24 protein-coding genes are annotated in these 26220 nt (G+C 70.6%); 10 read left to right on the forward strand and 14 right to left on the reverse strand.

Annotated features, from left to right (window positions below; all coding sequences use genetic code 11):
• Positions 1–68: 68 nt before the first annotated feature.
• Complete coding sequence (locus ACWEFB_RS17835; RefSeq protein WP_452286827.1) at positions 69–3023, forward strand: BTAD domain-containing putative transcriptional regulator; 2955 nt, start codon at positions 69–71, stop codon at positions 3021–3023.
• Between the two features lie 500 nt (positions 3024–3523).
• Positions 3524–4759: a glycosyltransferase gene (locus ACWEFB_RS17840; RefSeq protein ID WP_452286694.1), complete on the forward strand. Its 1236-nt coding sequence runs from the start codon at positions 3524–3526 to the stop codon at positions 4757–4759.
• Positions 4760–4887: 128 nt separating this feature from the next.
• Here ACWEFB_RS17840 and ACWEFB_RS17845 read toward each other — a convergent pair whose 3' ends face one another.
• Positions 4888–5511, reverse strand: a complete 624-nt coding sequence (locus ACWEFB_RS17845; protein ID WP_452286696.1) for an NADPH-dependent F420 reductase — start codon at positions 5509–5511, stop codon at positions 4888–4890.
• A 33-nt stretch (positions 5512–5544) separates the two neighbouring features.
• Positions 5545–6279: an SDR family NAD(P)-dependent oxidoreductase gene (locus tag ACWEFB_RS17850; RefSeq protein ID WP_452286698.1), complete on the reverse strand. Its 735-nt coding sequence runs from the start codon at positions 6277–6279 to the stop codon at positions 5545–5547.
• Between the two features lie 144 nt (positions 6280–6423).
• Here ACWEFB_RS17850 and ACWEFB_RS17855 point away from each other — a divergent pair, with 144 nt between their 5' ends.
• Positions 6424–7065, forward strand: coding sequence for a TetR/AcrR family transcriptional regulator (locus ACWEFB_RS17855; protein WP_452286700.1), 642 nt, complete (start codon positions 6424–6426; stop codon positions 7063–7065).
• Between the two features lie 8 nt (positions 7066–7073).
• On the opposite strand, the gene ACWEFB_RS17860 is transcribed toward ACWEFB_RS17855, so the two are convergent.
• Positions 7074–7217: a hypothetical protein gene (locus tag ACWEFB_RS17860; RefSeq protein ID WP_452286702.1), complete on the reverse strand. Its 144-nt coding sequence runs from the start codon at positions 7215–7217 to the stop codon at positions 7074–7076.
• A gap of 29 nt (positions 7218–7246) precedes the next feature.
• On the reverse strand, positions 7247–8044 hold the full coding sequence (gene yaaA, locus ACWEFB_RS17865; RefSeq protein ID WP_452286704.1) for a peroxide stress protein YaaA: 798 nt from the start codon (positions 8042–8044) through the stop codon (positions 7247–7249).
• A gap of 350 nt (positions 8045–8394) precedes the next feature.
• Here yaaA and ACWEFB_RS17870 point away from each other — a divergent pair, with 350 nt between their 5' ends.
• Entirely contained in the window at positions 8395–12246 is a 3852-nt protein-coding gene (locus tag ACWEFB_RS17870) for a S8 family serine peptidase (RefSeq protein ID WP_452286706.1), read from the forward strand.
• A 50-nt stretch (positions 12247–12296) separates the two neighbouring features.
• Here ACWEFB_RS17870 and ACWEFB_RS17875 read toward each other — a convergent pair whose 3' ends face one another.
• From ACWEFB_RS17875 to ACWEFB_RS17890, 4 genes are all read right to left on the reverse strand, one after another.
• Positions 12297–13262, reverse strand: coding sequence for a helix-turn-helix domain-containing protein (locus ACWEFB_RS17875; RefSeq protein WP_452286708.1), 966 nt, complete (start codon positions 13260–13262; stop codon positions 12297–12299).
• Between the two features lie 69 nt (positions 13263–13331).
• The gene (locus tag ACWEFB_RS17880) at positions 13332–13577 is read right to left on the reverse strand and encodes a hypothetical protein (RefSeq protein ID WP_452286710.1); all 246 of its coding nucleotides are present in this window, start codon (positions 13575–13577) and stop codon (positions 13332–13334) included.
• Between the two features lie 35 nt (positions 13578–13612).
• A complete protein-coding gene (locus ACWEFB_RS17885; RefSeq protein ID WP_452286712.1) occupies positions 13613–13972 on the reverse strand; it encodes a hypothetical protein in 360 nt (119 codons plus the stop codon).
• Positions 13973–14025: 53 nt separating this feature from the next.
• Complete coding sequence (locus ACWEFB_RS17890; protein WP_452286714.1) at positions 14026–14754, reverse strand: TetR/AcrR family transcriptional regulator; 729 nt, start codon at positions 14752–14754, stop codon at positions 14026–14028.
• A 181-nt stretch (positions 14755–14935) separates the two neighbouring features.
• Between ACWEFB_RS17890 and ACWEFB_RS17895 the strand changes: the two genes are divergently transcribed.
• Positions 14936–16555, forward strand: a complete 1620-nt coding sequence (locus ACWEFB_RS17895) for a CocE/NonD family hydrolase (protein WP_452286716.1) — start codon at positions 14936–14938, stop codon at positions 16553–16555.
• Between the two features lie 17 nt (positions 16556–16572).
• Here the strand turns inward: ACWEFB_RS17895 and ACWEFB_RS17900 are convergent, their stop codons facing one another.
• The 3 genes from ACWEFB_RS17900 to ACWEFB_RS17910 all read right to left on the reverse strand — a co-directional run bounded on the left by ACWEFB_RS17900 (position 16573) and on the right by ACWEFB_RS17910 (position 19085).
• Complete coding sequence (locus ACWEFB_RS17900) at positions 16573–17385, reverse strand: ArsR/SmtB family transcription factor (protein ID WP_452286718.1); 813 nt, start codon at positions 17383–17385, stop codon at positions 16573–16575.
• Positions 17386–17543: 158 nt separating this feature from the next.
• Positions 17544–18092 carry a DUF1062 domain-containing protein gene (locus ACWEFB_RS17905; RefSeq protein WP_452286720.1) on the reverse strand — a complete coding sequence of 183 codons (549 nt, stop codon included), beginning with the start codon at positions 18090–18092 and terminating at the stop codon, positions 17544–17546.
• A gap of 246 nt (positions 18093–18338) precedes the next feature.
• Positions 18339–19085 carry a phosphotransferase family protein gene (locus ACWEFB_RS17910; protein WP_452286722.1) on the reverse strand — a complete coding sequence of 249 codons (747 nt, stop codon included), beginning with the start codon at positions 19083–19085 and terminating at the stop codon, positions 18339–18341.
• A 141-nt stretch (positions 19086–19226) separates the two neighbouring features.
• On the opposite strand from ACWEFB_RS17910, the gene ACWEFB_RS17915 reads away from it, so the two are divergent.
• Positions 19227–19742, forward strand: coding sequence for a GNAT family N-acetyltransferase (locus ACWEFB_RS17915; protein ID WP_452286724.1), 516 nt, complete (start codon positions 19227–19229; stop codon positions 19740–19742).
• On the opposite strand, the gene ACWEFB_RS17920 is transcribed toward ACWEFB_RS17915, so the two are convergent.
• From ACWEFB_RS17920 to ACWEFB_RS17930, 3 genes are all read right to left on the reverse strand, one after another.
• Positions 19739–20764 carry a hypothetical protein gene (locus tag ACWEFB_RS17920; RefSeq protein WP_452286726.1) on the reverse strand — a complete coding sequence of 342 codons (1026 nt, stop codon included), beginning with the start codon at positions 20762–20764 and terminating at the stop codon, positions 19739–19741. The two genes, ACWEFB_RS17915 and ACWEFB_RS17920, sit on opposite strands and share 4 nt — an antisense overlap.
• 91 nt (positions 20765–20855) lie before the next feature.
• The gene (locus ACWEFB_RS17925; protein ID WP_452286728.1) at positions 20856–21593 is read right to left on the reverse strand and encodes a phosphatase PAP2 family protein; all 738 of its coding nucleotides are present in this window, start codon (positions 21591–21593) and stop codon (positions 20856–20858) included.
• A 30-nt stretch (positions 21594–21623) separates the two neighbouring features.
• Positions 21624–22445, reverse strand: a complete 822-nt coding sequence (locus tag ACWEFB_RS17930; protein ID WP_452286730.1) for a phosphatase PAP2 family protein — start codon at positions 22443–22445, stop codon at positions 21624–21626.
• Positions 22446–22520: 75 nt separating this feature from the next.
• Between ACWEFB_RS17930 and ACWEFB_RS17935 the strand changes: the two genes are divergently transcribed.
• The 4 genes from ACWEFB_RS17935 to ACWEFB_RS17950 all read left to right on the forward strand — a co-directional run bounded on the left by ACWEFB_RS17935 (position 22521) and on the right by ACWEFB_RS17950 (position 26129).
• Positions 22521–23276, forward strand: a complete 756-nt coding sequence (locus ACWEFB_RS17935) for a hypothetical protein (protein ID WP_452286732.1) — start codon at positions 22521–22523, stop codon at positions 23274–23276.
• Between the two features lie 192 nt (positions 23277–23468).
• A complete protein-coding gene (locus tag ACWEFB_RS17940; protein ID WP_452286734.1) occupies positions 23469–24497 on the forward strand; it encodes an ABC transporter substrate-binding protein in 1029 nt (342 codons plus the stop codon).
• A gap of 13 nt (positions 24498–24510) precedes the next feature.
• Positions 24511–25347 carry a class I SAM-dependent methyltransferase gene (locus ACWEFB_RS17945; protein WP_452286736.1) on the forward strand — a complete coding sequence of 279 codons (837 nt, stop codon included), beginning with the start codon at positions 24511–24513 and terminating at the stop codon, positions 25345–25347.
• Complete coding sequence (locus ACWEFB_RS17950) at positions 25344–26129, forward strand: ABC transporter permease (RefSeq protein ID WP_452286738.1); 786 nt, start codon at positions 25344–25346, stop codon at positions 26127–26129. The genes ACWEFB_RS17945 and ACWEFB_RS17950 overlap by 4 nt, the downstream gene beginning before the upstream one ends.
• The last annotated feature ends 91 nt before the right edge of the window (positions 26130–26220 follow it).

Below are 26220 nucleotides of genomic sequence, written 5' to 3' on the forward strand. Positions count from 1 at the left end.
ATGGACAATTCTGAGGTGCGGATGCCGTCGGGCACGCGAGTCATCAGGGAGGCGTAGTGCGGGTGGCGATGCTGGGGCCGGTCGAGCTGAGCGACGGGGGCAGGCTCGTTGCCGTGCCGGGGCCGCAGCTACGGTGCATACTGGCGGTCCTGGCGTCCGAGGCGGGACGAACCGTGCCGGTCGCACGGCTGGTCGACGCCCTGTGGGACGAACCCCCGACGAGCGCGCGGAGCGTACTGCAGGTCTACGTGTCCCGGCTGCGGAAGCTGTTCACCACGCCGGACACCACCCTGCTCCACTCCGGCGGCGGGTACCGGCTCGACATCGACCCGCAGGACGTCGACCTGCACCGGTTCCGCGCCCTGGTACGCGAGGCCCGCGACAGCGCCGACGTGGCCGTCCGGCGGCGGCTGCTCACCGCCGGGCTAGCCGAGTGGCGGGGCGACGCCCTGGCCGACACCGCGACCGGTCCGCTGCGGGACCGCCTGGTCGTCGCGCTGACCGAGGAACGGCTCGCCGCGTTGGAGGACAGGCTCGACGTCGACCTGGAACTGGGCCGCCACCACGACGTGATGGCGGAACTGGCGGCAGCGGTCGCCGAACATCCGGGGCGGGAACGGCTCACCGGAGCGCTGATCCTCGCCCTACACCGGTGCGGGCGGCGGGTCGAGGCGCTGGAGGCGTACCGGGACCTGCGTGATCTGCTGGTGGAACAGGCGGGCGTGGAACCGGGCGCCGACCTGAGGCACCTGCACCAGCTCCTGCTCAACGACAGCGCCGCGGCAACCGGGAACGCCAACGCGGCCGTGGTGGTGCGGCCGACGGTGCCACGGCAGCTACCCGCCGCCCCGGCCGAACTCGTCGCCCGTGAGCACTACCTGGCTGCGCTGGACGACCTGCTCGACGCGACCGGGGCACCGGTGCTGGTCACGCTGGTCGGACCACCGGGGGTCGGCAAGACCACCCTGGCGCTGCGCTGGGCGCACTCCGTAGCCGAACGGTTCCCCGACGGCCAGCTCTACGTCGACCTGCGCGGCCACGCACCCGACAAGCCGGTCGACGCGCGTACGGTGCTCGCCGGGTTCCTCCACACCCTCGGCGTACACCCGCAACAGGTGCCCGACAGCGAGGCGGAACGGTCGGCCCTGTTCAGGTCGCTGCTCGCCGGTCGCCGGATGCTGCTCCTGCTCGACAACGCCCGGTCGGCCGAACAGGTCCGACCGTTGCTGCCCGGCACGGCCGGCTGCCTGGTCGTGGTCACCAGCCGGGCCGAACTGGCCGGGCTGGCCGCCCGCGACGGCGCCCGTCCGGTCGCCGTGGTGCCGCTCTCCACCGACGAGGGGCTGGCCCTGCTCCGCCGGATCGTCGGCGACCGGCGGGTCGACGCGGAACCGCAGGCCGCCGGTCGACTGGTCGACCTCTGCGCCGGCCTGCCGCTCGCGCTGCGGGTGGTGGCGCACCGTGCCGTACGCCGGCCCGGGTTCACCCTGACGGCACTGGCCGAGCAGTTGACCGACGAGGCGCGGCGGATCGACCTGCTCTCCCCGCCCGACGACCCGTCCACCGCCGTCCGGGCGGTGTTCTCCTGGTCCTACCTGGCCCTACCGCCGGCCGCCGCGACCCTGTTCCGCCGGCTCAGCGCCATGCCGGGCGACGATTTCGACGTCCGCGCCGCAGCCAAAGCGGGCGACGACCCGAACCTGGACGAACCGCTCGCCATCCTGGTCTCCGGTCACCTGGTCGAGGAGACGTCGATCGACCGCTACCGGCTGCACGACCTGCTGCGGGTCTACGCCGCCGGTCTCGCCACCGGGCAGGAGCGCCGCGAGGCGGCCGTACGGGTCCTCGACTGGTACCTCGCACGCGCCAGCGCCGCGGTCGCACTCCTGGAAACCGACACCGGCGACGACAAAACCGGCGGTGACTTCGCCGACCAACGCGACGCCACCGGTTGGCTGGAGGTCGAACGACCCGTCCTGGGCGCCGTTCCCCGGTTCGCCGCCGCCCTCGGCCTGCACGAGTACGCATGGCGGTTACCGAACACCGTGTGGCGGCACTGGCTTGCCCTCGGCCTGGTCGACGACCTGACCACGACCCACGAGACGGGGCTGGCCTCCGCCCGCCTCGCCGGTGACACCCTTGCCCAGGCCGACCTGCTCAACAGCCTCGGCGCGGCCCACTACACGGCCCGCCGCTACACCGCCGCACTGGCCGTCTACGAGCAGGCAGTGGTGTTGCGCGACGGGCTCGGTGACCAGGCGGGCGCGGCCCGGACGCTGATGAACATCGCGATCGTGCACTACCTCGCCGGCCGTTACCGGGACGCGGTCGAACACGGCCTGCGGACCCTCACGCTGCGCCAGGACCTCGACGACGTGTTCGGCGAGGCGGTGGCGCACAACGCCCTGGGCGGATTCCACCTTCGTCTCGGCGACGCCGCCCAGGCACTCCAGCACACCGAACGCGCGCTGGCCCTGTTCGACAAGCTCGGCTACCGCTACGGCCAGGCGGCGGCAACGCTCAATCTCGGGCACGTCCGCCGGCACTTCGGCGAACTCGACACCGCCGACGCGCACTTCCGGGACGCGATCGAACGGTTCCGCCCCCTCGGCGACCAGCGGTACGAGGGCGAGGCGCTGTGCGGGCTCGGGCTGGTCCGTACCGGGCGGGGCGAGTTCGTCGAGGCGAACGACCTCCTGAACGAGGCACTCGCGATCAGTGCCGTCGTGGACGACCCGACCCTGCGCGGGGAGGTACGCCACGGTCTCGGACTGCTGCGGCTGGCCACGGGCGAACCGGAGTCGGCACTGCGGGAGTTCGAGCACGTCCGCCGGGTCGACGACCGTTACCAGCAGGCCCGCGCCCTGCACGGGACCGCCCGAGCGCAGTGCGCGCTGGGGCGACACGACGTTGCCGTACCCGCCTGGCGCGCGGCGGTCGACGCGTTCGCCGTACTCGGCGTGCCGGACCGGGCCGACCCGGACTGTACGACGTGTTCAGCGGGCGTTCAGCGTCTTGTCTGAGCCGGGCCTTCTCCTGATGGGCAGGGACGTCGAGTTGCGCGTCCCGGCAGTCGAGGGGGGAAGGCCGTCATGGACCGTCAAGGCATCGCCATCAGTGTCGTGATCACCGACCGGCTCACGAAGAAGGAGTCCGGGCCGCGCACCAGGACCGGTTTCACCTGGAACTAGCCGACACCCGAGGCCGGTCCCCTTCGGGGTGGGACCGTACCGGGTGCAACGGCTGGCGCCGAGCAGTTCAGGTGACCGGGTCAGCGACCGCATGCTCTGCGTCTTCACCACGGTGGTGGAGACGTCGAGCATGTCGGCGACCGGGCTGATCGAGGTGACAGGGCGGCGCCGGTGGCCGCCAATGGGACAACCGGGTACGGGTCGGGAGCCCGTAGGCCGATCGACGCCGGGTGGGGTGGAACGTAACGTGGCGTCCGCGGCGCCGCCGGGGACCGTGCAGCGACGTGTCGGGCGGGTGGGTCCCGCCCCCGCACCGACGAGGAGGCCACGCGGTGGCAACCGTCCTGCTGGTCAGTCACGGTACCCACGGCGACGTGTGGCCGATGATCCACCTGGGGGCCGGGCTACGCGGCCGGGGCCACGACGTCACCCTGCTCACCCACGCCCCCTACGCCGAGCCCGTACGCCGGGCCGGCCTCGGATACGTCCCGATCGACACCCCCGAGGGTTACGCCACCTACCTCGAGGACGCCCGCCGGATCCTGCTGGACCGGGTCGGGTCACCGAGCCCGCCGGACCTGCTCGCGCACTACCGGCGGACGAACCTGTTCGGCCAACTCCGGCTGGAGATCGAGACCCTGCGGGAGCTGGCCGTACCGGGGCAGACCGTGCTCGTCGGCCGGCACACCTCGGGGCTGTCGACGCTGATCGCCGCGGAACTGCTCGGCCTGCCGGTGGCCTGGGCGGCGATGACCCCGGCCCAGCACCTGCTGCTGCCGGTCACCGAACACCTGCACCGGACCGCCCTGGCCGGGCCGATCGACCAGCTCCGAGCGGAGTTCGGGCTGGCGCCGGTCGACGACTGGGCCGCCTGGCTCGGCTCGGCCGACCTGCAACTCGGGCTCTGGCCGCGCTGGTTCGACGCCGCCGGTGACCCCACCCCCGACCGGGTGGCGAAGATCGGCTTCCTGCTCGACGCCAGTCCCGCCGACCCGGCCGGTTCCGCCGACCCGGCGCCGCTTCCGCCGGAGGTGGCCGAGGCGCTGGCCGGCGAGGTGCCACCGGTCCTGGTGGCCGGCAGCAGCGGGCAGATGCTGCTGCACGACTTCTACGCCGCATCGGTGCCCGCCGCACTCGACGCCGGCCGTACGGTCCTGCTGGTGACGCCGTACCGGGAACTGCTGCCGGCGACGTTGCCGACCGGCGTGCACTGGTTCCGCTGGTTGCCGTACCGGGAGGTGATGCCCCGGGTGGCCGTGGTCGTCCACCACGGTGGCACCGGGACGATCGCCCGGTGTCTCGCCGCCGGGGTGCCGCAACTGGTGCTCGCGCACAGCTTCGACCAGCCCGACACCGGCGCCCGCCTGCGCCGGCTCGGGGTGGGGGAGTGGCTGCCGTCGACCCAGTGGGACCCACCGAGGGCGGCGGCGCTGATGCGCCGGCTGCTCGACGAGCGCGGCTACCGGGACCGGGCGATCCGACTGCGGGCCGCCGTCGGCAGCACCTCGGTCGACCAGGCCGGTCGGCGGATCGAGGCGCTGCTCACCACTGAGCCATTTTCGTCGTGACGGTGCAGGTCACGAGTAGGGCGAGGTCTGATGTCGACATATGGCGAGGCTCCCGATAAGACAGCAGTCGACCAGGAGCCGACGCCCCAACCAGGAGCCTCGCTGGGCTGTCTCAACGCGCCGGGGGTTCAGCCGGCGAATTCGTTGACGCCGAGGGCGAAGTCCCAGTGGCCGACCCCGTTGCCGGCAAGGCCCACCGTGACCACGCCCACTCCTTCCAGCCAGTGCGCCATTTTCAGTCCGCCGACGTCCAGCGGGCGCAGCCCGAGGCTCTCGATGAATGCCCCCACGCCCGCCTTGGCCTGGGCATCGTCGCCAGCGATGAAGACGTTGGGCCGGCCCTTCTCCAGGACATTACGGAAGATGGTGTTGAATGCCTTCACCACGCTGGCGCTGGCCGGGGCCACCTTGGCGACTTGCTGCGCGATCGAGGTCTCCTCGCTGTGGGCCAGTCCGTCGAACGTCGCGTTGAAGGGGTTGCTGATGTCGATGATGACCTTGCCTGCGAGGGCGTCTCCGTACTGGGCGACGACCGGCACGACACCGTCGTACAGAAGGGCCACGATGACAATGTCCCCGTCCGGTGCGCTGCCCCATTCTCCGGTCGTGGCGCCGCTGCCGAGAGCCTTGGCCAGGTCGGCGGCCTTGGACTGATCCCGGCCCATGATTTCGACGGTGTTGCCGCCCGCTATCGCCCGCGCGCCGATGGTGCGGGCCATGTTCCCGGTGCCGATGATGCTGATGTTGCTCATGAGATTTCCTGCCGTGGTTGTGGGTTGTTCGGTTCAGAGGGCGGTGGTGCCGCCGTCGGCGACGAGTTCCAGGCCGTTTACGTAGCTGGAGTCGTCGGAGGCGAGGAAGAGGGCGACGGTGGCGATTTCTTCGGGGCGGCCCATGTTCCCGCGGGGGATGAGGGACTCGAACTGGCGCTTGGTGGCCTCGTCGAAGAGTTCTTCCTGCTTGGCGGTGGCGACCTGGCCGGGGGTCAGCACGTTGACCCGGATCTTGCGGTCGCGCAGTTCGTTGAGCCAGACGCGGGCCCAGGCCTGCTGGACGGCCTTGCTGCCGGCGTAGAGGCTCCAGCCGGGGAAGGCGCCGAGGGAGGCGTTGGAGCCGGTCATCAGGATGGAGCCGCCGTCGTTGAAGAGCGGGAGGGCCTTCTGGACGGTGAACAGGGTTCCCCGGGCGTTGAGCCCGAACCAGGTGTCGAACTGGGCCTCGGTGATCTCGCCGAGCGGGGCGGGCTCGCCGCCGCCGGCGCTGGCCCACAGTACGTCGAGGCTGCCCTTCTCCCGCTTGACCGTGTCGTAGAGGCGGTCAAGGTCGTCCAGGTCGGCGGCGTCGCCCTGGACACCGGTGACGTTGCGGCCGATCTGCTTCACGGCCTCGTCCAGGGCGTCCTTCCGGCGGCCGGTGATGAAAACGTGCGCTCCCTCGTCAACGAACAGCTTCGCGCCGGCCAGCGCCATGCCGGTGGTGCCGCCAGTGATGACCGCTACCTTGCCGTCAAGCTTTCCCATGATCGCTCCTCTGGGTCGGTGGTGCCGTACGCACCCGGGGCGACGATGTTATGTACACCGCCCTGTGTGCTTACGGTACGGGGCGGGCGACCGGGACGCAAACTATGTACACCGGTCGTTACCCAGCTGGGGTACCATGGACCCATGACGGAGCTGGAGAAGGGCCCTCAGGGTCGCCGCCGCGGCCGGGGTGCCCGCGAGCGCATCATCGGCGCGTCCCAGCAGCTGTTCCGCGAGCAGGGCATCAACCGCACCGGCATGGACCAGCTCTGCGCGGCGGCCCAGGTGTCCAAGCGCACGGCCTACCAGCACTTCGCCGGCAAGGACGAACTCGTCGCCGAGTACCTGCGCCGGTTCGACCCCTCCGTTTTGTCCGGCGTGTTCGACCGCACCGACCTCACGCCCCGTGAACGGCTCCTTGCCGCCTTCGACGTCCCTCCCACCACCCCGCTGTGCCCCTACATCGGCGCCGCCGTCGAACTTCACGACCCGCAGCACCCCGCGTCCCAGTACGCGCGCAACTACAAGGAAGCCGTCGCCGCGCGGCTCGCCGACACCGCCCGGGAAGCCGGCGCCGCGAACCCTGAACAGCTCGGCGAGCAACTCGCGCTGCTCATCGACGGCGCCGCGGCCCGGACCCGCGTTCTCAACGCCGACGCCTTCCCCACCGCCGCCGCCATCGCCGCCGTCCTCATCGACAACGCCATCCCCGCGTCATCTCCTCGGCAGCCCAGCGGTGACCGCGGAACTACCGGGTCTGCTCCCGTTCCGGTGGGAGGCCAATGACGGCCCGATCACGCCTTGTCGTCGTCGCCGTACTCGCCGTGTATGGGTGGGTAGTAGGCGGGTAGGAAGCCGCCGATGATGGCGACACCCGCGATCGGCACGAACCCGCCCGACGTGTCACCCAGCCCGGCCAACCTTCGTGGCCGCCGCACCAGGTGGCCCGCGTCGGCGAGGACCGCCGCTACAGCTCGCTGACCACGATGTCGAGCTGGCGGGGCCTGCCTGCGGCGGCGGGCTGCTGCTCGACGGTGTACTTCAGGTCGCGCAGCGCCTCCACCAGCTTTACCTGGGTCCGGGGCGCCGCACCGGCCAGCAGCAGGTCGCGGACCAGTCGCCCCTTGGTGGCCTTGTTGAAGTGGCTCACCACGGATCGGCTGGTCATCCCGTTGATCACCTGCTCGTGCAGCACCCGTACGGCAACCGTCCGCTCGGCGGTACGTCCGGTCGGTCGCCACATCGCCGCGTACGCGCCGGAGCGCAGGTCGAGGATCGGCCCGCTGTCGGCGGCGTCGGTGATCACCGGTTCGAGCAGCCCTCGCCAGTACGGCGTGAGCCCGCCCACCCCCGGCAGGCCGACCCCGATCGCGCACCGGTACGCCGGGATCCGGTCGTCCACCCGGACCACGCCCCACAGGCCGGAGAAAATCAACGCGGACCGCCGCAGCCGGGTACGGGCAGCCCCGGTGAGGCTGCCGGTGTCCAGGGCGTCGTAGAGCACCCCGGTGTAGACCTTCGCCGCCGGTTGAGTCGGCGCGGTCCGCAACCGGGCGTTGAGGTCGATCTCCCCGTCCTGCCCCGCGCTCAGCCCGAGGACCGTACGCGCCCGCTCCCGGTCGTCGGACGCACAGAGGTCGACCAGCGCGTCCAGGACCCGTTCCCGTCCGGGGTTCAGCTCGCCCAGGGTGAGCGTGTCCAGGTTCAACGGGCGGCCGGACCGGGGGGCGGTCTTCCCCTCCGACGGTGGCAGCAGGATCAGCACGACCAGCAGCGTACGGCCCCCGCCGGCGGCCCGGCACGGGTGGTGAGACCTCGCGGCGCGGCGCGGCGTCGGCCAGCGAAGCCCGGCTGCCGGACGGCTGCCGATGACGACCCCGCCAGCGAGGGCCGCGCGACTCCAGGTGCGCCCGTACCGCCCGCCAATGTTGCCGGCGTGTGACGGGTCGGCCGATTCCGCCGCGATCCGATGTCCCTGCCCGTCACAAATCTGGCGGGGTTCCGCCATGTCCTTGATCCGCCATGGGTCACGCCCGCGAACCGGGCGCCGACCGGCCCAGAATCGGCGACGGCGGCGTCCCGCTCCGTGCGGCCCGCCCGAGGAGGAGAAGGTCGATGGGTAGGTTCAGAGGCCGCACACCACGATGGGTGTGCGGGGCCGCGATCGGGCTGAGCGCGTTGCTCGCGCTGCCCACCGGGGCGGTGGCCGCTCCGCCGGTCACCGCGGCACCGGCCAGTGCACCCGACGCGAACCGCAAGGTGGACGTGCCGGTGCTCCGGTCGCTGTCGGACGGCAGCAGCACGACCTTCCTCGTGCGGCTCGCCGACGAGGCGAAGCTGGACGAGGCGGAACTGACCCGGATCGAGGGCCGGACCGCCGGCCGGGCCGGTCGGGTCGCCCGTACGACGAAGGTCTACCAGACCAAGGTCGCGCACGCGGAGAAGACCCAGCGTGGACTCCGTACGCTGCTGCGCGAGCGGGGGAGCAGCTTCACCCCGTACTGGATCGCGAACGCGATCGAGGTGACCGGGAACCTGTCCCTGGTGACGGAACTGGCCGCCCGGCCCGAGGTCGCCCGGATCAGCCCGGTCGGTGTGACCCGGCTGACCGACCCGGTGAAGACCGCCGGCAGCACCACCGCAGCCGGTGCGCTCCCGTGGAACCTCACCCAGCTCGGCGCCGACAAGGTCTGGGACTCCTACGGCGTACGCGGCGAGGGCATCGTCATCGGCAGCGTCGACACCGGTGTCCAGTACGACCACCCGGCCCTGGTCCGCCAGTACCGGGGCAACAACGGTGACGGCAGCTTCACCCACGACTACAACTGGTTCGACCCGACCGGTCTCTGCGGCGGTTCGACCCCCTGCGACAACTACGGCCACGGCACGCACACCGTCGGCACCGTCCTCGGCGACGACGGCGCCGGTACGGTCACCGGTGTCGCACCCGGCGCGAAGTGGATCGCGGCAAAGGGATGCGAGATCAACACCTGTTCCGACGCCGCCCTGCTCGCCGCCGGTCAGTGGATGGTCGCGCCGACCGACCACAACGGAGAGAACCCCCGCCCGGACCTGGCCCCGGACGTGATCAACAACTCCTGGGGCGGGGCCGACGACGGCAACCACTTCTACGAGGAGATCCTCGAAACCTGGGTCGCCGCCGGCATCTTCCCGTCCTTCTCCGCCGGCAACGAGGGCCGGGCCGGTTGCGGCACCGCCGGCTACCCCGGCACCAGCCCGCTGGCGTACGCGGTCGGCGCGACCGACAGCACCGGCACCATCGCCGACTTCTCCAGCCGGGGACCGGCGCGTGACGGTGCGATCCGCCCCGACATCACCGCGCCCGGCGTCGGGATCGTCTCCAGCCTCCCCGGCGGCCAGTACGGCTCCGCCGACGGCACCTCGATGGCCTCACCACACCTGACCGGCGCGATCGCGCTGCTCTGGTCGGCGGTGCCGAACCTGCGCCGGGACGTGGCGACCACCCGTGAGCTGCTGGACCGTACCGCGTACGACGTCGAGGACCTGAGCTGTGGCGGTACCGCCGCCGACAACGGGGTCTACGGCGAGGGCCGGCTCGACGCGTACGCGCTGGTCAGTCAGGCACCGGCCGGACAGGTCGGCGGGGTCGTGGTGACCACCACCCGGTCCGGCGGCCCGATGCCGGGCGCCAGGGTCACCCTCGCCTCCGGTGTGCTCACCCGCAGCGGGCACACCGACGGGCAGGGGCGGGTCGAGCTGGGACGCGTCCCGGCCGGCGACTACACCCTCACCGCGAGCGTCTTCGCGCAACGTACGCAGCGGCAGACGCTCACGGTGACGGCGGACGGGACGGCCACCGCCACGGTCGACCTGTCCGATGGTGCGCCGTGGCACCCCGTACACGGGATCGTCCGGGATCCGGCCGGTCAGCCCGTCGCGGGCGCCACGGTGGCGCTGGCCGGGGAGACCTTCCCCGCCTTCGTCACCGGGGCCGACGGCGGCTACGCCGGGATGCTCCCCGAGGCCGACTACGACGTCCTGGTCGACTACGGCCGCTGGCTGGCGCCGAAGACCGTCCCGCTCACCGTCGACGGCGAGGAGACGCTCGATGTCAGTCTCGCCGCGAAGACCGACCGGCACGGGTACGCCGCCGGTGTGGCCCCCGCCGTCTGGGTGACCGGCGGCAGCGTTCTGCCGCTCACCGGCGACGAGGCCAGCCGTGCGGTCGACCTGCCGTTCGCGGTGACCTTCTACGGTCAACCGCACCGCAAGCTCACCGTGAGCAGCAACGGGTACGTCGCCTTCGGTGCGACCGGCGGCGGCGACAACACTGCCCTGCCCGCACCGGCGGTCCCGGCGGCGGCGGTCTACGCGTACTGGGACGACCTGGTGCTGGACCACCAGTCCACGGTCCGCACCCGGGTCACCGGCAGCGCACCGAACCGGCAGTTCCTGGTGAGCTGGACCAGGGCGGCGCTGAAGAAGGCACCGCAGACCCGGGTCGACTTCCAACTGCTGCTCGGCGAGAACGGCACCGTCACCCTCCAGTACCGCAAGCTCGGCACGGCGGGTACGGGTGCCGGCGCCACCGTGGGCATCTCCGACGCCGCCGGTGGTGCGGCGCTGACGTACTCGGTCGACGCCCCGGTGCTCGACGAGGCCGCAGCGGTCACCTTCCGCGTCCCCGGCACCGGCCTGGTACGCGGCACCGTCACCGACGCCAACGACCGTCAACCCCTGGCCGGCGCGACCGTACGGGTCACCCCGGCCGGGGCGGCTCCGGTCACCGCGACCTCCGACGCGAACGGTTTCTACCAGGTGGAGGTGCCGGCCGGTGAGGTGTCGGTCGGTGCCGCCAGGTCCGGGTACGACCTGCCGGCGGTGACGCTCACGGTCGCCGAGGCGGTGATGCAGAAGCAGGATCTCGCGCTGCGTACCCCGCTGCTGCTCGCCGCGAAGAGCAGCGTGGCGGTGACCGCGCCGGCCGGTGGAACCCGGAGCGTGTCGGTCAACCTCAACAACCACGGCGGTCTGCCGGCGAACTGGACCGCCAGGGAGATCGACTCACCGACGCCACCGGTCACCACCCCCGGCCGGGTGCTCGGCTCGTTCCCGATACCCGACCTCTACAACGCCTACGGGGTCGGCTACCGCAACGGCGAACTGCTGGTCTCCGACAGCTACTTCTGGGGCCAGATGCAGCGCTTCGACACCGCCGGCAAGTCACTCGGCAAGGGTGTCGTGACGATGAACGGCTGGCCCTCCGACCTGGCGTACGTGCCGGGCAAGGACCTGATGTGCGGGCCGAGCATGTCCATCGTGGACCCGCTGCCGATCGTCTGCTTCGACCCCGAGACCTACGAGGTCAAGCAGACGATCACCGGCCCGTGGGCGGGCAAGCTCTACTACGGGCTGGCCTACCGGTCCGCCGACGACACCTTCTACCTCGCCGGCGACGGGAAGATCCAGCACCTGGCCGGGCTGTCGCACGCCGAACCGGGCGCGGTGCTCGGCCAGTGCGTGCCGACCACCCCGTGGATCACCGGTCTCGCCCTCAACGAGCAGGGCAACATGCTCTGGGGGATCAACCAGGACAGCACCGAGGCGATCTGGGCGATGAACCCGGACACCTGCGCCACGATCGGCTCGATCCCGGACCCGGATCCGGACCCGCTCAGCGGTGCCGGGATCGAACTCGACAACAACGGTGACCTGTGGCTGGTCGGCCAGGCGAACCGGCAGCCGTACCGCGCCGCCGTCTACCACGTGGACGGGTCGATGGCGTACAGCGACGTGCCCTGGCTGGCGGCGACCCCGCAGTCCGGGCAGGTCAATCCGGGGGAGAAGGGCAAGCTCGATCTCACGGTCGACACCACGGGGTTGGCTCCGGGTACCTACACCGCCACCGTGCTGGTGAGCAGTGACAGCGCCAAGGCCCCGACCGCACCGATCACGATCTCGGTCACGGTCACCCCGCGCGGCTGACAACCGCACCCCAGGACGTGAACCGCCCCGCCGTGTGGGGGCGGGGCGGTTCACAACCAATCGTTGCGGGCGACGAACCAGCCGAGCTGCATCCGGGTGGCGCTGCCGGTGACGTCCATGAGCTGCCGCAGGCGGCGCTGCACCGTACGCAGGGACATGCCGAGCTGCGAGGCGACCGCCTTGTCCGGCAGCCCGGTCATCAGCAGGGAGAGGATCTGCCGGTCGGTGGCGGTGGGCATGCTCCACCGGTCCACGTCGTCGAGAGCGTCCGCGGCCGGCGCCAGCCGCAACGGGGTGGCCCGTTCCCACACCTCGGTGAAGAGGGCGACCAGCACCTCGACCCAGGCGGCTCCGCGTACCACCAGTGCCCACGGCTCGATGGTCCCGTTGCGTCCGGGAAAGGAGAGCAGGGCGACCCGACGGTCCGCGACGGCGAGCTTTCCCGGTACGTCGAGCGCGACCCGGGCCTGCTCCCCGGCGGCGACCAGGCCGCCGATGTGCGCACTGGCGTTGGGTCGCTCCAACGCCCGCCGGTCGTAGACCACCCGGAAACGTACGCCCCGGCCGAGCAGCTCGTGTTCGGTCGGGTTGTCGTGGAACTCGGCCGTGTACGGCGGGCGGTCGAAGCCCAGCACCTCCTCCTGCGCCCCGCGCAGGAACTGGTCGAACGTCCTGCCGATCGCCGCCCCGCCGACCACCATGTGTACGCCCTGGTCGACCGGCTCGGCGGCGCGCTGCCGTTGCAACCACTCCCGTAACCCGGTCCGTGCCTCCTGCAGCTCCCGCATCCGCTGCATGACCAGCGAGTCGATGGCGAGGTCCGGCGAGGTCGCCTCGGACCGACCGTCGACGGTGTGCACCAGCCCGGGTTGCTCCAGGGTCCGTAACGCCTGGGACACCTCGGTCCGGTCGACGCCCAGCCGCCCGGCCAGTTCGGCGAGGGTGCCGGGCCGCCCGGACACGAGTTCCAGGTAGATCCGCTCCGCCAGCTCGGTCAGCCCGAACGCCGCCAGCATCTGCCCACCACCCCGCTCGATCGTCCGCCCCGCAGCGGACCCCGGTCGATCCTGGAGCGCTCCCAGGACTCAGTCAAGCGCCGTACGGGAATGCTGCCGGCGCAGCCGGAGCTGGATCAGGGTTCCGGCGACGCCGAGGCAGAGGCCGATCACCACGCCGAGGGCAAGGCGCCATTCGAGTACGCCGATGGTCTCCGTCTGTTGGTCAGCGATTTCCGGGGAGGCGTCCTGGTAGGGCATCGCGACCACGGACAACCACAGGAACGAGATGGCGGGGAGGAGGAAGGCGAGCGCGACGAGCAGCCGCCCGAGCACACCGGCGAGATACGTCCGCGAGCCCGTGGTCGTATTCAGCTCACGTACCAGTCGAACAGCGCCCAGCCGGGCGGGGTGGCCATGACCAGCAACATCAGCAGGGTAGCGGCACTCGTGAGGGCGAGCGGTGTCCATCCGCGCCGACGCGACTGCGGCGCCATCAGGATCGGCCTCGCCACCGCGAGACTGATGATGGCCGGGACGAAACCCACGCCGACGGCGATGACCGCTGGCCAGGACCAACCCGGTGGTGACTGTTCGGGGAAGTATGCGGCGTCGCTGACGAGGTACGCGACGGCGGCGTAGAGGTAGGCCGCGATGACGAGCAGTTGGATCGACACCAGGGGGCCGACCCACCGGACCTTGACCGCAGGATTGGCTACCGAGGCAATCACCGACGCAGCCTACCGACCCGCTCGCTACCTCGCGGCCCCGACGCGAGCGGGCTCTAGCCGACCGGGACCAGCCCGTTGAGCAGTTGGTCGAGCAGTCGGTCGAAGCTGGACACCGTGCCGCCGCTGATCGTGCCCAGCACCTCGGCCAGTCGGGGATACGCGCCGCTGCGTACGACGGTGTGCAGGTAGCGGCCCTGCGCGGCGAGTGCCTCCTGCGGGTCGCGGCCGGTACGACGGCTGTTCAGTTCCTGCGCGACCTCGTTTGAGACGTAACTGGCCACGAAGCCGGTGAGCAGGGCGAACGCTTCCATCTTCTGCTGTCCGTCGAGATTGGTGGGTTGCAGTGCGGTGAGGGCGTACTCCAGGGAGGCCAGGGTGTTCGGCCCGAGGGTCTGCCGGGATGCCAGCGCCGACGGTAGCCAGGGATGCCGGCGCATGATGTCGCGTTGCACGTGCGCGAGCCGGCGCAGGTCGTCCCGCCAGTCGTCGCCGGGCGGGGGAAGATCGTGCTCGCCGGCCACCTGGTCAATCATCAGCTCCAGCAGGGTTTCCTTGTCCGGCACGTAGGTGTAGAGCGACATCGCACCGGCGGCCACCTCGGTCGCGAGCCGGCGCATGGTGAGCGCGGTCAGACCCTCGGTGTCGGCGATCGTGACGGCGGCGGCGGTGATCTCGGCCCGGCTGTGGGTCGGCCGGCGACCGAGTCGGGTGCCGGTGGGTGGCAGCCACAGTGTCTCAGGGTCGACCGCGCCGGTTGCGCCGGTCGTACGTGCGCGGCCCATCGTGTCTCCCTCCGAGCGGTCTGGCGCCAATTATGGTCAACCATTATTCTAGTACGTTGTACGGGAATTCATCACTGCTCCCACCTGCGAAAAGTCCTCCCTCGACCAGTGGAAACGAGGCGCCGTGCCGACCAACACGTACGCACACACCGGACGCAGACCACCCTGGTACGCCCGGAGGATGCTGAAACGCGGGCTGCCGCCGGCCCCGTACGAGATCGCATACGAGCCCGGACTGATGGTGCCCGCCGCCGACGGGACCCCGCTCCCGGCCGACCACTGGTTCCCGCTCGCCGACGGCGATTTCCCCACCCTGCTCCTGCGGACGCCGTACGGGCGTGGTTTCCCCTGGGCGGCGATGTACGGGGCCCGCTTCGCCGAACAGGGTTTCCACGTCCTCCTGCAGAGCTGTCGCGGGTCGGGCGGGTCGCGCGGGGACTTCGCCCGGTGGCGCAACGAGCCCGCCGACGGTCAGGCCGCCGTGGCGTGGTTACGCCGGCAACCCTGGTTCACCGGCGTACTGGGCACCATCGGCGCGAGCTATCTCGGATACACCCAGTGGGCCCTGGCCGTGGACCCGCCACCGGAGCTGCGGGCGATGGTGGTGCAGGTGGCGCCGCACGACCCGTACCGCACCGCCTGGCCCGGCGGCGTCTTCGCGCTGGAGACGGCGCTGGTCGCGGGCGTCGGCCTGGCCTGGCAGAGCCGGGAGACACCCGCATTCCTCCGGGCGACCCTGCGGCTGACGCGACAACTGCGGAAGGTCACCCGTACCCTGCCGCTGATCGACGCGTACGTGCCCGCGGTCGGCGAGCGGACCGCGGTCGTCGAGGAGCCGTTGACCCATCCGGAGCGGGACGATCCACACTGGCAGGGGACCGACCTCGGCGGCGCGATCGACCGGTTGACCGTGCCGACCAACCTCCTGGGCGGGTGGCACGACCTCTGCCTGGACCAGACCATCGAGCAGTACGTCCGGCTGCGGCGGGCCGGCTGCGAGGCGTCCCTGCTCATCGGCCCGTGGACCCACACCTCCGCCTTCGACCGGGGCTGGCCGCACGTCTTCCCGGAGAGTCTCGCCTGGTTGCGAGCACATCTCACCGGGGACCGGAGCGGACTGCGCCCGACCCGCGTACGCGTACACGTCGGTGGTGCGGACGAGTGGCGCGACCTGCGCGACTGGCCGCCCCCGGCCGGACCCGGCCGCCGTTGGTACCTGCACCCCGACGGTAGGCTGGGCGCCAGGGCCTCGACGGAGACGGCGGCGCCACTTTCGTTCCGGTACGACCCGTCCGACCCGACGCCGTCACGGGGTGGCCAGGTGCTCAACCGCGACGGTGGTTCGCGGGACAACAGCGCCCTGGAGGCCCGCGCCGACGTGCTGCTGTTCACCACCGAACCGCTGACCGAACCGGTCGAGATCCTCGGACCCGTCTCGGCCGAGTTGGCGGTCGGCACCGACACCGGGTACGCCGACATCTTCGCCCGGCTCTGCGACGTGGACGTACGCGGACGTTCCCGCAACGTCTGCGACGGGCTGGTACGCCTGCCGGCCGGCGCCACCGGGCCGGTGGCGGTGACCGTCGCGATGAGTTCCACCGCGTACCGTTTCGCGGCCGGGCACCGGATCCGGCTGCAAATCAGCGGCGGTGCCCATCCGCGGTTCAACCGCAACACCGGCACCGGTGAGCGGGCGGCGACGGCGACCCGGCTGGTGCCGACGCGGATCTCCGTCCACTTCCCGTCCGCCCTGGTCCTGCCCGTCTCGACGGACCTGCCGGCGGCCGACGAAGCCGGGTAGGTGACCGACTCTCCCGGTCAGGCCGGCTGGGTGGCGGCCTGACCGGGGGAGGGTAGGGGATCGCCGGTCTCCAGCAGGCTCTTCAGGCTGGAGAGCAGTTCCGGCCAGCCCTGCTGGATGCCCTCGCGGATGGCGCTGCCGGGCTCGAAGCCGTCGTGGGTGACGGTCAGCTTCACCATCTCGCCGACCGGCTCGATGGTGAAGGTGACCTTCGAACGCGGTTCGCCGGCCATCTTGGCCACCAACTCGTCGCTCATGTCGTAGGCGGCGGCGAACTCCGGAGTGATCGTGTGCCAGGTGTACGACAACCGGCTGTACGGGTCCGCCTCCAGCACGACCTGGGCGTGGTCGGCCATCCGTACGCCGTTGACGTTCCAGGCGACGGTCGAGCCGACCTGCCACTCGGACTCGAACGTCACCCCCCAGTAGCGGCTGGTGAAGGCCGGATCGGTCAGCGCCTGCCAGAGCCGTTCCGGAGTGGTCCTGATGTAGTTGGTGTAAACGAATTCCAGGTCGCTCATGGGTTCCTCTTCCAGTGCCCTCTTCAGGTCGGCGAGCACGTGCACCCGCTCGCGGTGGTACTGACTGATCCAGCGTTCGGTGATCGCGTTGATCGGGGCGGCGTTCAGGTAGTGCAACTTCTCCCGGCCGCGCCAGACCGGGGTCACCAGGTTGGCCGACTGCAGGACCGCCAGGTGCTTGCTCACCGACTGGCGGGCCATGTCCAGCCCGGCGCAGAGCTCACGCAGGCTCTGGCCGTTGCGGGCGTTCAGGCTGTCGAGCAGCCGGCGACGGCTGGCATCCGCCAGCGCCTTGAACACCTCGTCCACGCGCTACCTCGACCGCCTCTCGGACATGCAGCCATCCGGCTGCCCAAAGAATAGGCAGCCGGATGGCTGCATGTCAAGGATCTGCGCTGGTCAGCGTGGCGCCGCCCGGGCCTGTCCGGCCGGATCGTGCCGGACAGGCCCGTGGTCCCGAGGAGGGCTCAGCGTTTGAGCGTGAAGGTGAAGTCGCCGGAGAGCTTGCCGCTCAGCCGGACTGCCGAAACGAGGTTCCCCTCGGTGATCAGCCGTTCGACCTCGGCCCGCGGAAGGCCGAAACCCTCGGCGATCAGCCGCACCGGCCGGACCGGGATCCGCGCCGCGAAGCGGACCGAGACGTCGACCACCTCGTGGTCCAGGTGATCCGATCCGCCGGTGTCGAGGCGCCAGGCGTTGTCCCAGTCGAGGGCGATGCGATTGCGTCGCTGCACGACCGGGTCCTGGAGCAGCTCGGCTGTCAGGCCAGGGTTGTTGTCGTGCAGCCGATCCAGCAGGTCGGGTCGTACGGACCGCACGGTCATCCGTTCGAAAACCGTGAGCTTTGCGGTTTCCCCGCAGGCGGTACAGAGCACGAGGAGCCAGGCGTCGATGAGCTTGTGATTTGCGTTGACGCGAAATTTGCCGCTTGCCCGGAAGAACTCGGACGCGCACGTGTGGCAACGGCGGCGAACAAGGGGCAGGCGGGTGGGCACGACCATCCAGTTTTTGAGCACAGAGGTACACCGGTTTCAGTGAGAAGTCCGCAGCAAGAAGGAGCGCGGCGCACAGGCGCGACGCGCGACAGATCAGCGCTTGGGAGGTCTCACGCGATGTACAACGGCGCGTCCTTCACTAGACGACTCGGTTCCGCAGGACGGTAATGGTGCGCGGCGGCGCCGCGCCACTGGTTTGCGTGCCTCACCGCCAGCCGGGCTCTGGGGTCCGTATCAAGCCGAGGCCGGGCTGCGTGGCCACAGACCCTAGGGTTGCTGCATCCGGGATCTGAGCACGTCGAATTCGCACCCCGGCGCGTCCGGATCGAAGCCGTGCTCGATCAGCCAGCGCGACGCCACCAGGCTGCGCAGTGACCACCAGGCGCGGATCACGTCCCGGTCCGCGTCGGCGCCGTAGCCGGCAAGCAGGTCGTCCAGGCGTTCCTCGTGCCCGAGCGTCAAGGTCGCGAGGTCGAACATGGCATCACCGGGGGCGGCCTCGGACCAGTCGATGACGCCGGTGACCTCGTCGCCGTCGACGAACACGTGGGTGATCTGCAGGTCGCCGTGGATGAACACCGGTTTCCACGGCCGGAGGGCGGCCTCGGCGATCTCGCGGTTGCGCCGGATCACCTCGGCGGGCAGGACGGCGTTGGCGAGCAGCCACGCGCACTCGCTGTCGAGCTCCGCCGCCACGTCGTCGAGCCGGGGCCCCGGCCACGGCGGCAATGGCGCATCGTGCAGCCGCCGTATGGCGGCACCCGTCGCAGCCCACGCCGCCGGCGACGCGGCCGACGGTTCGCCCAGGAGGCCGAGCGCCTTGCCGGGCACGGCGGTGATCGCGAGCACGGGCGGCTCGCGCCAGAGGATCGCCGGGGTCGGTATCGGCGCCATGGCCATCGCCCGCACCTCGACCTCGGCGTGCGCCGGGTCGCCGTCGACCTTCAGGAACACGTCGCCGACGCGCAGTGTTGCGCGCTGGCTGTGGGCGACGACGACCTCAACCTCTTCCATACCGGCCATCCTGGCGGGGATGGCCGCCGATGTCGCCGGATTTGCGGGTGGGACGCAGGTCCGAGTTCGCGGGCCGGGGGAGAGCCGCACCACGGCGAAATAAAGTGCTTGGTCATCCCGAACTTTGCCAGGCTGCGCCGCATGGACGTTCGTCTTGAGCCTTGGTCGGAATCCGCGCTCGACCTCCTGCGCCAGATCAACACCTCGCAGATGCGTCGACACGTCGGCGGCCCCGAGTCAGAGGAGAAGCTGCTCGCCCGGCACCGCCGATACCTCGCCATGCCGACAACCGGCCGAGGCTGCATGTTCGCCGTACTGCTCGGCGACGAGCTGGCCGGCAGCATCGCCTACCACCAGCGTGACTGGCAGGGTCGGCAGATCTTTGAGACCGGATGGAACGTCCTACCGCCGTACCAGGGCCGAGGTGTGGCCACCGCAGCCGGTGCCGCCCTGATCACCATCGTCCGCGAGGCTGGCCGTCATCCCGATGCCCCCCACAGCCTGCACGCGTTCCCCTCGGTCGAGAACACCCCCTCCAACGCTCTCTGCCGCCGCCTTGGCTTCACTCTCCTCGGCCCCTGCAATTTCGAGTACCCGCCGGGCAGCGGCTCCCTGATGCGCAGCAATGACTGGCGTATCGATCTCGCCAACCCCTAGTCGAACTCGTAGCCGTACCCGCGCCGGGTGCGTGGCATCAGGGCTCTGGCCCAGGCGAGGGGATTCACCCCGACCGGCTCGGGGCCGAGCAGGTTACGCAGCACGAAACGGTCCGCGGCCGGAGACGACTCCGCCTGCGGGTCATGCTGGTCGACCTGGGCCAGGATGTCGTCGAGGACCGGCGAACCCACCCGGCCCGCCGATAGCCAGATCGCGATCTTCGCGTACGCGTTGACCAGCTCGCGCCGACCGACCAGGAGCAGGGCGATCGGTGCGACCAGGCCGAGCAGGTAGAGCGGGGAGAAGCGCCAGCTCAGGATCCCCACCAGCGCGCAGGTGGGTACGAACAGCGAGATGCGGAACTGTGCCTCGGCGACCCACCGGTCGAACTCGCCGTGAAGCTCCGGCTCGGCACCGATCAGGCGCTCCACCGTCGGCTCCAGATCCCGCAGCACCAGCGCGACCTTGCGTTCGATGCCGTACATCGACTCCGCGATCGCGTGGTCGAGTCCGGGGTACTGCTGCACCAGGTCGGCGGTCGCGACCGTTGCCGGTACCAGCACCGCCCGGCCGGGGTGCCGCGACGGCAGGGTCTGCCGCGCCCTGTCGACCAGTTGGAGGCACTGGTCGCGGTAGTCGACGGCGGTGGAGTAGCGCTCGATCGCCCGCTTGCGGAACATCTCGAACAGCGGTCGACTGACCGAGCGGGGACCGGGGCAGCGCGTACTGGAGTCGATCCGGCGCAGCGCGCTGCCGCGAGCCAGGGCGACGACCTTCCGGTGGTCCCAACCGGATGCCAGGAGCCGGGGCTCCAGCAGCCTGTTTGTCGTGTTCGAGATGATCCCGATGATGTACGCGCAGACGCTGACCGCGCCGAGCAGGACCGTCTTCCCGAGCCAGTTACCGAGCTGGACCAGGCTCTCCAGCGCCGGCGGGTACGGCTGAAGGTCGAGAATGCTCTCGCCGACGGCGATCCAGACCGCCAGTACCCAGACGTATCCCGCGATCAGAGGTGCGCGCACCTCTCGAAAGCCGGGCAGCAGATGTGCGAGCAACGTCAGCCTCTCTCAGAACCAACTTCGAGCGGCCGGAAGCCTACAAGGGACGGAGGCGCTACGTGGTCCCGGCGGTGACCCGCTGCCGGTTGCGGGCGGTGCGCCTGCCCGGCACGTGCTCACGCCCCCATCGGACCGTCCGGTCCAGGACGCCCCGCGCCATGATGACGATGCAGGTGCCCGCGTTGATGAACGAACCGACCACGTCACTGGGATGGTGCATTCCCCGGTACATCCGGGTCAGGGCCACCCCGATCGGCACCGCCACCAGCAGTGACCACCAGGCGACCTTCGTCGACGTACGCCGGGCGCGCAGCGCCAGCACGAGGGCCAGGCCGCAGTAGAGCGCGACGGCCGCCGAGGTGTGCCCGGACGGGAAACTGGAGGTGGGCGGGGACACGTCCATGTGCTCGACCGCCGGGCGTGGCCGGTCGATCGCCAACGTGGTGAACAGGAAGATCAGGGCCTGTGCGGTGACCGCCCCGATCAGGAATGCCGGCTCCCGCCACCGGCGCAGGGTCAGCGCGAGGACGCAGGCGACCACCGCGGTCACCGCGATGATCGCCGGTGTGCTGGCGATCGTGCTGAACACCAGGGAGACGCCGTTCGCGGCCCCGCTTCGCTCGGCTTCCAACTGCCGGTTGACCGTGTCCTCGGCCGTGAGTGGCCAGACGTCGTCCAGCACCTTCGTGACCAGCAGCCCGAGGCCGACCATCACGCCGTAGAGGACGGCCACCGGGAGCAGGAGGCGAGTGGTGAACTGCCGGAGTACATGGGGTATCGCCGCGATCGACATGGCTCCTCAGCTACCCGGTGTCCGCCCAAACTACGCCTGGCCGTTCGCGGCCGGTTGCCCCTCCTCCTCGTCGACCACGCCCTCGGTCAACGGGTCGCTCGGGTGCTGTCCGACCCGGCCCCGCCAGGTGGCGAAGGCGGCCGTCGTGGCGGCCACCACCGCGCCGCCGAGCACCCAGCCGCCCAGCACGTCACTGAGCCAGTGCACACCCAGCGCGATCCGGCTGAGTCCGGTCACCGCCGTGACCGCAAGGGCGGCGGCCCAGATCCCCCAGCGGGCCGCGCGCCGCCTCCGGGTTTCATCGATCTCGCCGACAAAGGGCAGGAAGACCAGCACCAGTACGCCCGCAGCCAGCGCCGCCGTGAGCGCGTGACCGGACGGGAAGGAGTAGCCGGCCGCGTGCTCCACCGGATCGAGCAACTCGGGCCGCCCCCGGCCGAACAGCAGCTTGAGCCCGGCGCCCAACAGACCACCGGCGACCATGGTCGTGACCGCCCAGAGCGCCACCCGGCGGGCGCCCCGCCACCACAACCAGACCACCACCGCCAGGACCAGCACCCGCAGCGGCCCAGGGCCGAACACGTCGGTCCAGATCTGCATCGTCGAGGTCCAGCCCGGGTTCGCGACCGCCTCGGCGTGCAGCGACTCGGCCAGTCCCTCGTCCACGCTGCGTAGCGGCCACCAGGCCGAGATGACCAGCAGGGACAGCACCGAGAACGGCACGAGTACGAGCACCGCCGCAACCGAGGCGAGCGTCAGCCGCAGACCCAGTGAGCGGTCCGGATCGAGTCGCCGCGTCCACCATCCTCTCTTTGCCGAATGTTCATCTGTCCGTGGTTGTGCTGAACGCATGCACCAGCCCTACCCGGCTGGCCCACCATCCATGCGCCCCGATCGTGGCCGAAGCCGGGTGGGTAGGGTGCGGCGATGCGATTCGCACGGGGTTGGTGGGGCCCGGCTCTGGACCGCTACCGAAGCGACAACGTCCTGGGCGACGACACGTACGGCACCCTGCCGCCGCTGCCGGCCCGGTCGTTCGACGGAACGTTCGAGTGGCTGGAGCCGGGGGCGGCCGGACCGGACGACCACCACCTGGCGCCCAACCCCCTGACGGCCGAGGCGGTCCGGGTCTTCAACCGGTTGCTGGCCAAGGACGGCCTGATCCTGCCCGCTGCGTTCGCCACGTTCATCGGCAGCGCTCGGCTGCAACACGCCGTGCCCTCGCTCGGCAACGAGTGGCGGGTGACCACACCCTTGCCCAGCCCGATCGAGAAGCATGCCTACCTCGTGCGATTCATGCACGACTCGCAGGGATGCCTGTACTGGTACCTCTACCTCGGGTCGGACGGCACCGGACCGGTGCTCTGCAGTCCTTCGGACCACGAACCGGAGGAGGGCGAGGAGGCTGGGGAGACGAGCCTGACCGACTTCCTGGGCGAGACGCGCTGGGTCGCCCCGGACTTCGAGCAGTTCCTGTATCGGTACTGGATCGAGCACGTGGCGTGGTACGAGGTTGTCGACCAGGACCGCGAGTGGGATGCGCTGTCACCGGTGGTGCGCGGGTACCTCGACCACTACCGGTCGGCCAACCCACCCACGCTCGACATCTGGCCCTCTCCGCTCCCGCCCGACGCCCTACGCACACCGGCCCTCGCCCATTCGGGTCAGGGAACCCTGTGGTGAGCGGGCCGAAACTCCGACCGGAGTCTCATTCGGGACGCCCCAGGACCAAGATATCGAATACGCTATATGTCTATAACTGCCTCGTGCCTGCCCCGTACGGGTGTACACCTCCCTGCTGAGCGCTCGACAAGGGACACCGCCGCCCACACAGACGACACGAGGCCATCGGGGCTCTGTAGCGGGGAGAGACGAATGTTCCGACACAGCCGTGCGCTGGCCAGCGGCCTGCTGGTCCTGACCCTGTTGGCAACCACCGCTTGCTCCGGCGCCGAGGGCGGCGACAGCGGGGCTGCGGGCAACGACGAACCGGACCAGGTGACCTACCTGACCGCGTTCGGTGCTTCCGGGCGCGACGCCTTCGCCTTCGTCGCCAAGGAGAAGGGGTTCTTCCGGGAGGCCGGCATCGATGCCGAGATCGAGCTCGGCCAGGCGTCGGGCGAGAACGTCAAGGCGCTGGTCGGGGGCCGAGCCCAGTTCGTGAACATCGACCTGATCGGCGCCTGGATCCTGGCCGGCACCAACGCCGAGTACAAGGACCAGTTCCGGGCCATCGCCGCCGTGCACCAGCAGACCCTGGTCGCCATCCTCGCCCTGGAGGGCGGCGGCATCACCTCACCGAAGGACCTGGCCGGCAAGCGGATCGGCGCCGCGACCAGCTCCGTCAACCAACTGCTCTTTCCGGCGTACGCGCAGCTCGCCGGGGTCGACGCCGCAGGGGTGAAGTGGGTGAACGCGGCCCCCGCGCAGGTGCCGGCCCTGCTCGCCTCGGGTCAGGTCGACGCGGTCAGCACATTCCTGATCGGCCGTGCCGGGATCGAGAAGGCCGCCGGAAAGAAGACGGTCCTGCTGCCGTACAACGATTACCTGCCCGACCTGTTCGGCAACGGCATCCTCGCGTCGGACCGGGTCATCAAGGACGATCCCGAGCTGTGCAAACGGTTCCGTGAAGCGTTGATGAAGGGCCTGCGGTACACGATCGACCACCCCGACGAGGCGGCGCAGATCCTGTTCAAGGCGCAGCCGGCGGCCAACGTCGACGCGGCCAAGGCCGAGATCACGTCGATGACGCCGTACGTGGCCCCGGCGGCGGGGGCTCCACTCGGCGCCATGGACGAGCAACGGGTCAGGTCGGCTCTCGCCGTCATCCACGATCTGGGGCTGGTCAAGGAGGCCCTGGCGCCGCAGGCGGTGGTCGACTTCAACCTCACTCCGAAAGCCTGAACGGGGAGTACGCATGACCACCTCCACCCGGCCGTCGGTGCCGCCCCACGGGGACAAACCCTCGTACTCCTTCGACAACAACGACCCGGCGGCGGCCGACCGGCACAACTTCCTCGCCGAGATGCTCGACGAGCCCACCTTCGCCCGGCTCTCCGAACTGGGGGACCTGACCGGTCGTCGCTGCCTCGAACTCGGTGCCGGCGGCGGTAGCGTGGCCCGCTGGCTGGCCGCCCGGACCGGTCCCACCGGCACGGTGGTGGCGACCGATCTCAATCCTCGCCACATCCCCGACGACCCCGGCTACACGGTGCTCCGGCACGATCTCAACGACCCGTTGCCCGACGGACCGTGGGACCTCATCCACGCACGGCTGGTGCTCATGCACGTGCCCCAGCGGCGGGAGGTCATGCGCCGGCTGGTCGACGCCCTGGCGCCCGGCGGGGTGCTGGTGATCGAGGACTGGCTGACCTCGGCGGGAAAGCTGGTCCTGGCCGCGCCCGACGACGAGGCGGAGGCCCTGATCGACGCCTACCAGGAGACTCTGGTGGGGCAGGTCCTGACCGGCAACGGCACCGACTCGACCTGGGCGGCGCACATTCACTCGGTCATGCTCGCGGAAGGTCTGGTGGGCGTGGACACGGTCATCCACTCCCGATCCTGGCCGGGAGGCACCGCCGGTGCCCTGCTCGTCGCGGCGAACGTCGCACAGGTACGCACCCAGATGCTGACCCGGGGATTCACCGAAGCGCAGTTGGAGACCCTGCAACGGCTGGTCCACGATCCCCGGCTGGTCGTACGCGGCCACCTGACCTACTCCACCGTCGGCTGGCGCGAACAGGCCTCCGGATGAGCAGCACCGGCACCGGCCAAGCCCGTACGCGTTTCGCCTTTCTCGGGCTTCCGCTGCTCGGCGCGGTTGGCGCGATCGGCGCCTGGTGGGGCACGACCATCGTCTTCGACATCCGGTCGTTCTTCCTGCCCTCACCGCCGCAGATCGTCGACCGCTTCCTGGAACAGCCCGAATACCTCATGCGCGAGGCATGGGCGACCCTGGTCGGGACCCTCGCGGGATACGGCATCGCCGTCGTCTTCGCGCTGATCCTCGCCCTCGTACTGGCCGCCGCACCCGCGCTGGAACGGGCCACCCTGCCCCTGCTGATCACGCTCAACTCGGTGCCCAAGGTCGCCATCGCACCGCTGCTGGTGCTCTGGCTCGGCTACGGCCCCAAGCCGAAGATCTTCCTGGCCGCGCTGATCTGCTTCTTCCCGCTCGTGGTCTCGGCCATGTCCGGGCTGGCGTCGACACCGACGGAGCTGACCGAACTCGCCCGCTCACTGAGCGCCTCCTGGTGGCGGACCTACCGCAAGTTCCGTATCCCGTGGGCCCTGCCGCAGATCTTCGTTGGGCTGAAGGTCGCGATCTCGCTCGCCCCGATCGGTGCCGTCGTCGCCGAGGTCTACAACCCCGACCGAGGGCTCGGCGCGGTGGTGGCACTGTCCACCGCGTCGGCCGACACTCCGCTCGCGTTCGCCGCCATTGCCCTGCTCGCCCTGCTCAGCGTCGCCCTCTACTACCTGGTGGTAGCGGTGGAAACCCTCCTCCTACCCTGGGCCCGCGACACCACCGGCTAGCCCGAAACCCGCGGAGAAGCATGATCCACGCGCTCTCTGCTGTTCCCAGAGGTGGTCGGCCGACAGATAGGAGCGCGTGGATCATCGAGTT

The organism is Micromonospora sp. NPDC004704 (assembly GCF_053601675.1).

Excerpts from the sequence above, each read along its gene's own strand:
- ACWEFB_RS17940 (WP_452286734.1), top strand. The coding sequence starts at position 23,469 with ATGTTCCGACACAGCCGTGCGCTGGCCAGCGGCCTGCTGGTCCTGACC.
- ACWEFB_RS17915 (WP_452286724.1), top strand. The coding sequence starts at position 19,227 with ATGGACGTTCGTCTTGAGCCTTGGTCGGAATCCGCGCTCGACCTCCTG.
- ACWEFB_RS17875 (WP_452286708.1), bottom strand. The coding sequence starts at position 13,262 with ATGCTGGCGGCGTTCGGGCTGACCGAGCTGGCGGAGCGGATCTACCTG.
- ACWEFB_RS17870 (WP_452286706.1), top strand. The coding sequence starts at position 8,395 with ATGGGTAGGTTCAGAGGCCGCACACCACGATGGGTGTGCGGGGCCGCG.
- ACWEFB_RS17930 (WP_452286730.1), bottom strand. The coding sequence starts at position 22,445 with ATGCGTTCAGCACAACCACGGACAGATGAACATTCGGCAAAGAGAGGA.
- ACWEFB_RS17950 (WP_452286738.1), top strand. The coding sequence starts at position 25,344 with ATGAGCAGCACCGGCACCGGCCAAGCCCGTACGCGTTTCGCCTTTCTC.
- ACWEFB_RS17835 (WP_452286827.1), top strand. The coding sequence starts at position 69 with ATGCTGGGGCCGGTCGAGCTGAGCGACGGGGGCAGGCTCGTTGCCGTG.
- ACWEFB_RS17925 (WP_452286728.1), bottom strand. The coding sequence starts at position 21,593 with ATGTCGATCGCGGCGATACCCCATGTACTCCGGCAGTTCACCACTCGC.
- ACWEFB_RS17890 (WP_452286714.1), bottom strand. The coding sequence starts at position 14,754 with ATGGGCCGCGCACGTACGACCGGCGCAACCGGCGCGGTCGACCCTGAG.
- ACWEFB_RS17855 (WP_452286700.1), top strand. The coding sequence starts at position 6,424 with ATGACGGAGCTGGAGAAGGGCCCTCAGGGTCGCCGCCGCGGCCGGGGT.
- ACWEFB_RS17935 (WP_452286732.1), top strand. The coding sequence starts at position 22,521 with ATGCGATTCGCACGGGGTTGGTGGGGCCCGGCTCTGGACCGCTACCGA.
- ACWEFB_RS17895 (WP_452286716.1), top strand. The coding sequence starts at position 14,936 with ATGCTGAAACGCGGGCTGCCGCCGGCCCCGTACGAGATCGCATACGAG.
- ACWEFB_RS17945 (WP_452286736.1), top strand. The coding sequence starts at position 24,511 with ATGACCACCTCCACCCGGCCGTCGGTGCCGCCCCACGGGGACAAACCC.
- ACWEFB_RS17850 (WP_452286698.1), bottom strand. The coding sequence starts at position 6,279 with ATGGGAAAGCTTGACGGCAAGGTAGCGGTCATCACTGGCGGCACCACC.
- ACWEFB_RS17910 (WP_452286722.1), bottom strand. The coding sequence starts at position 19,085 with ATGGAAGAGGTTGAGGTCGTCGTCGCCCACAGCCAGCGCGCAACACTG.
- ACWEFB_RS17845 (WP_452286696.1), bottom strand. The coding sequence starts at position 5,511 with ATGAGCAACATCAGCATCATCGGCACCGGGAACATGGCCCGCACCATC.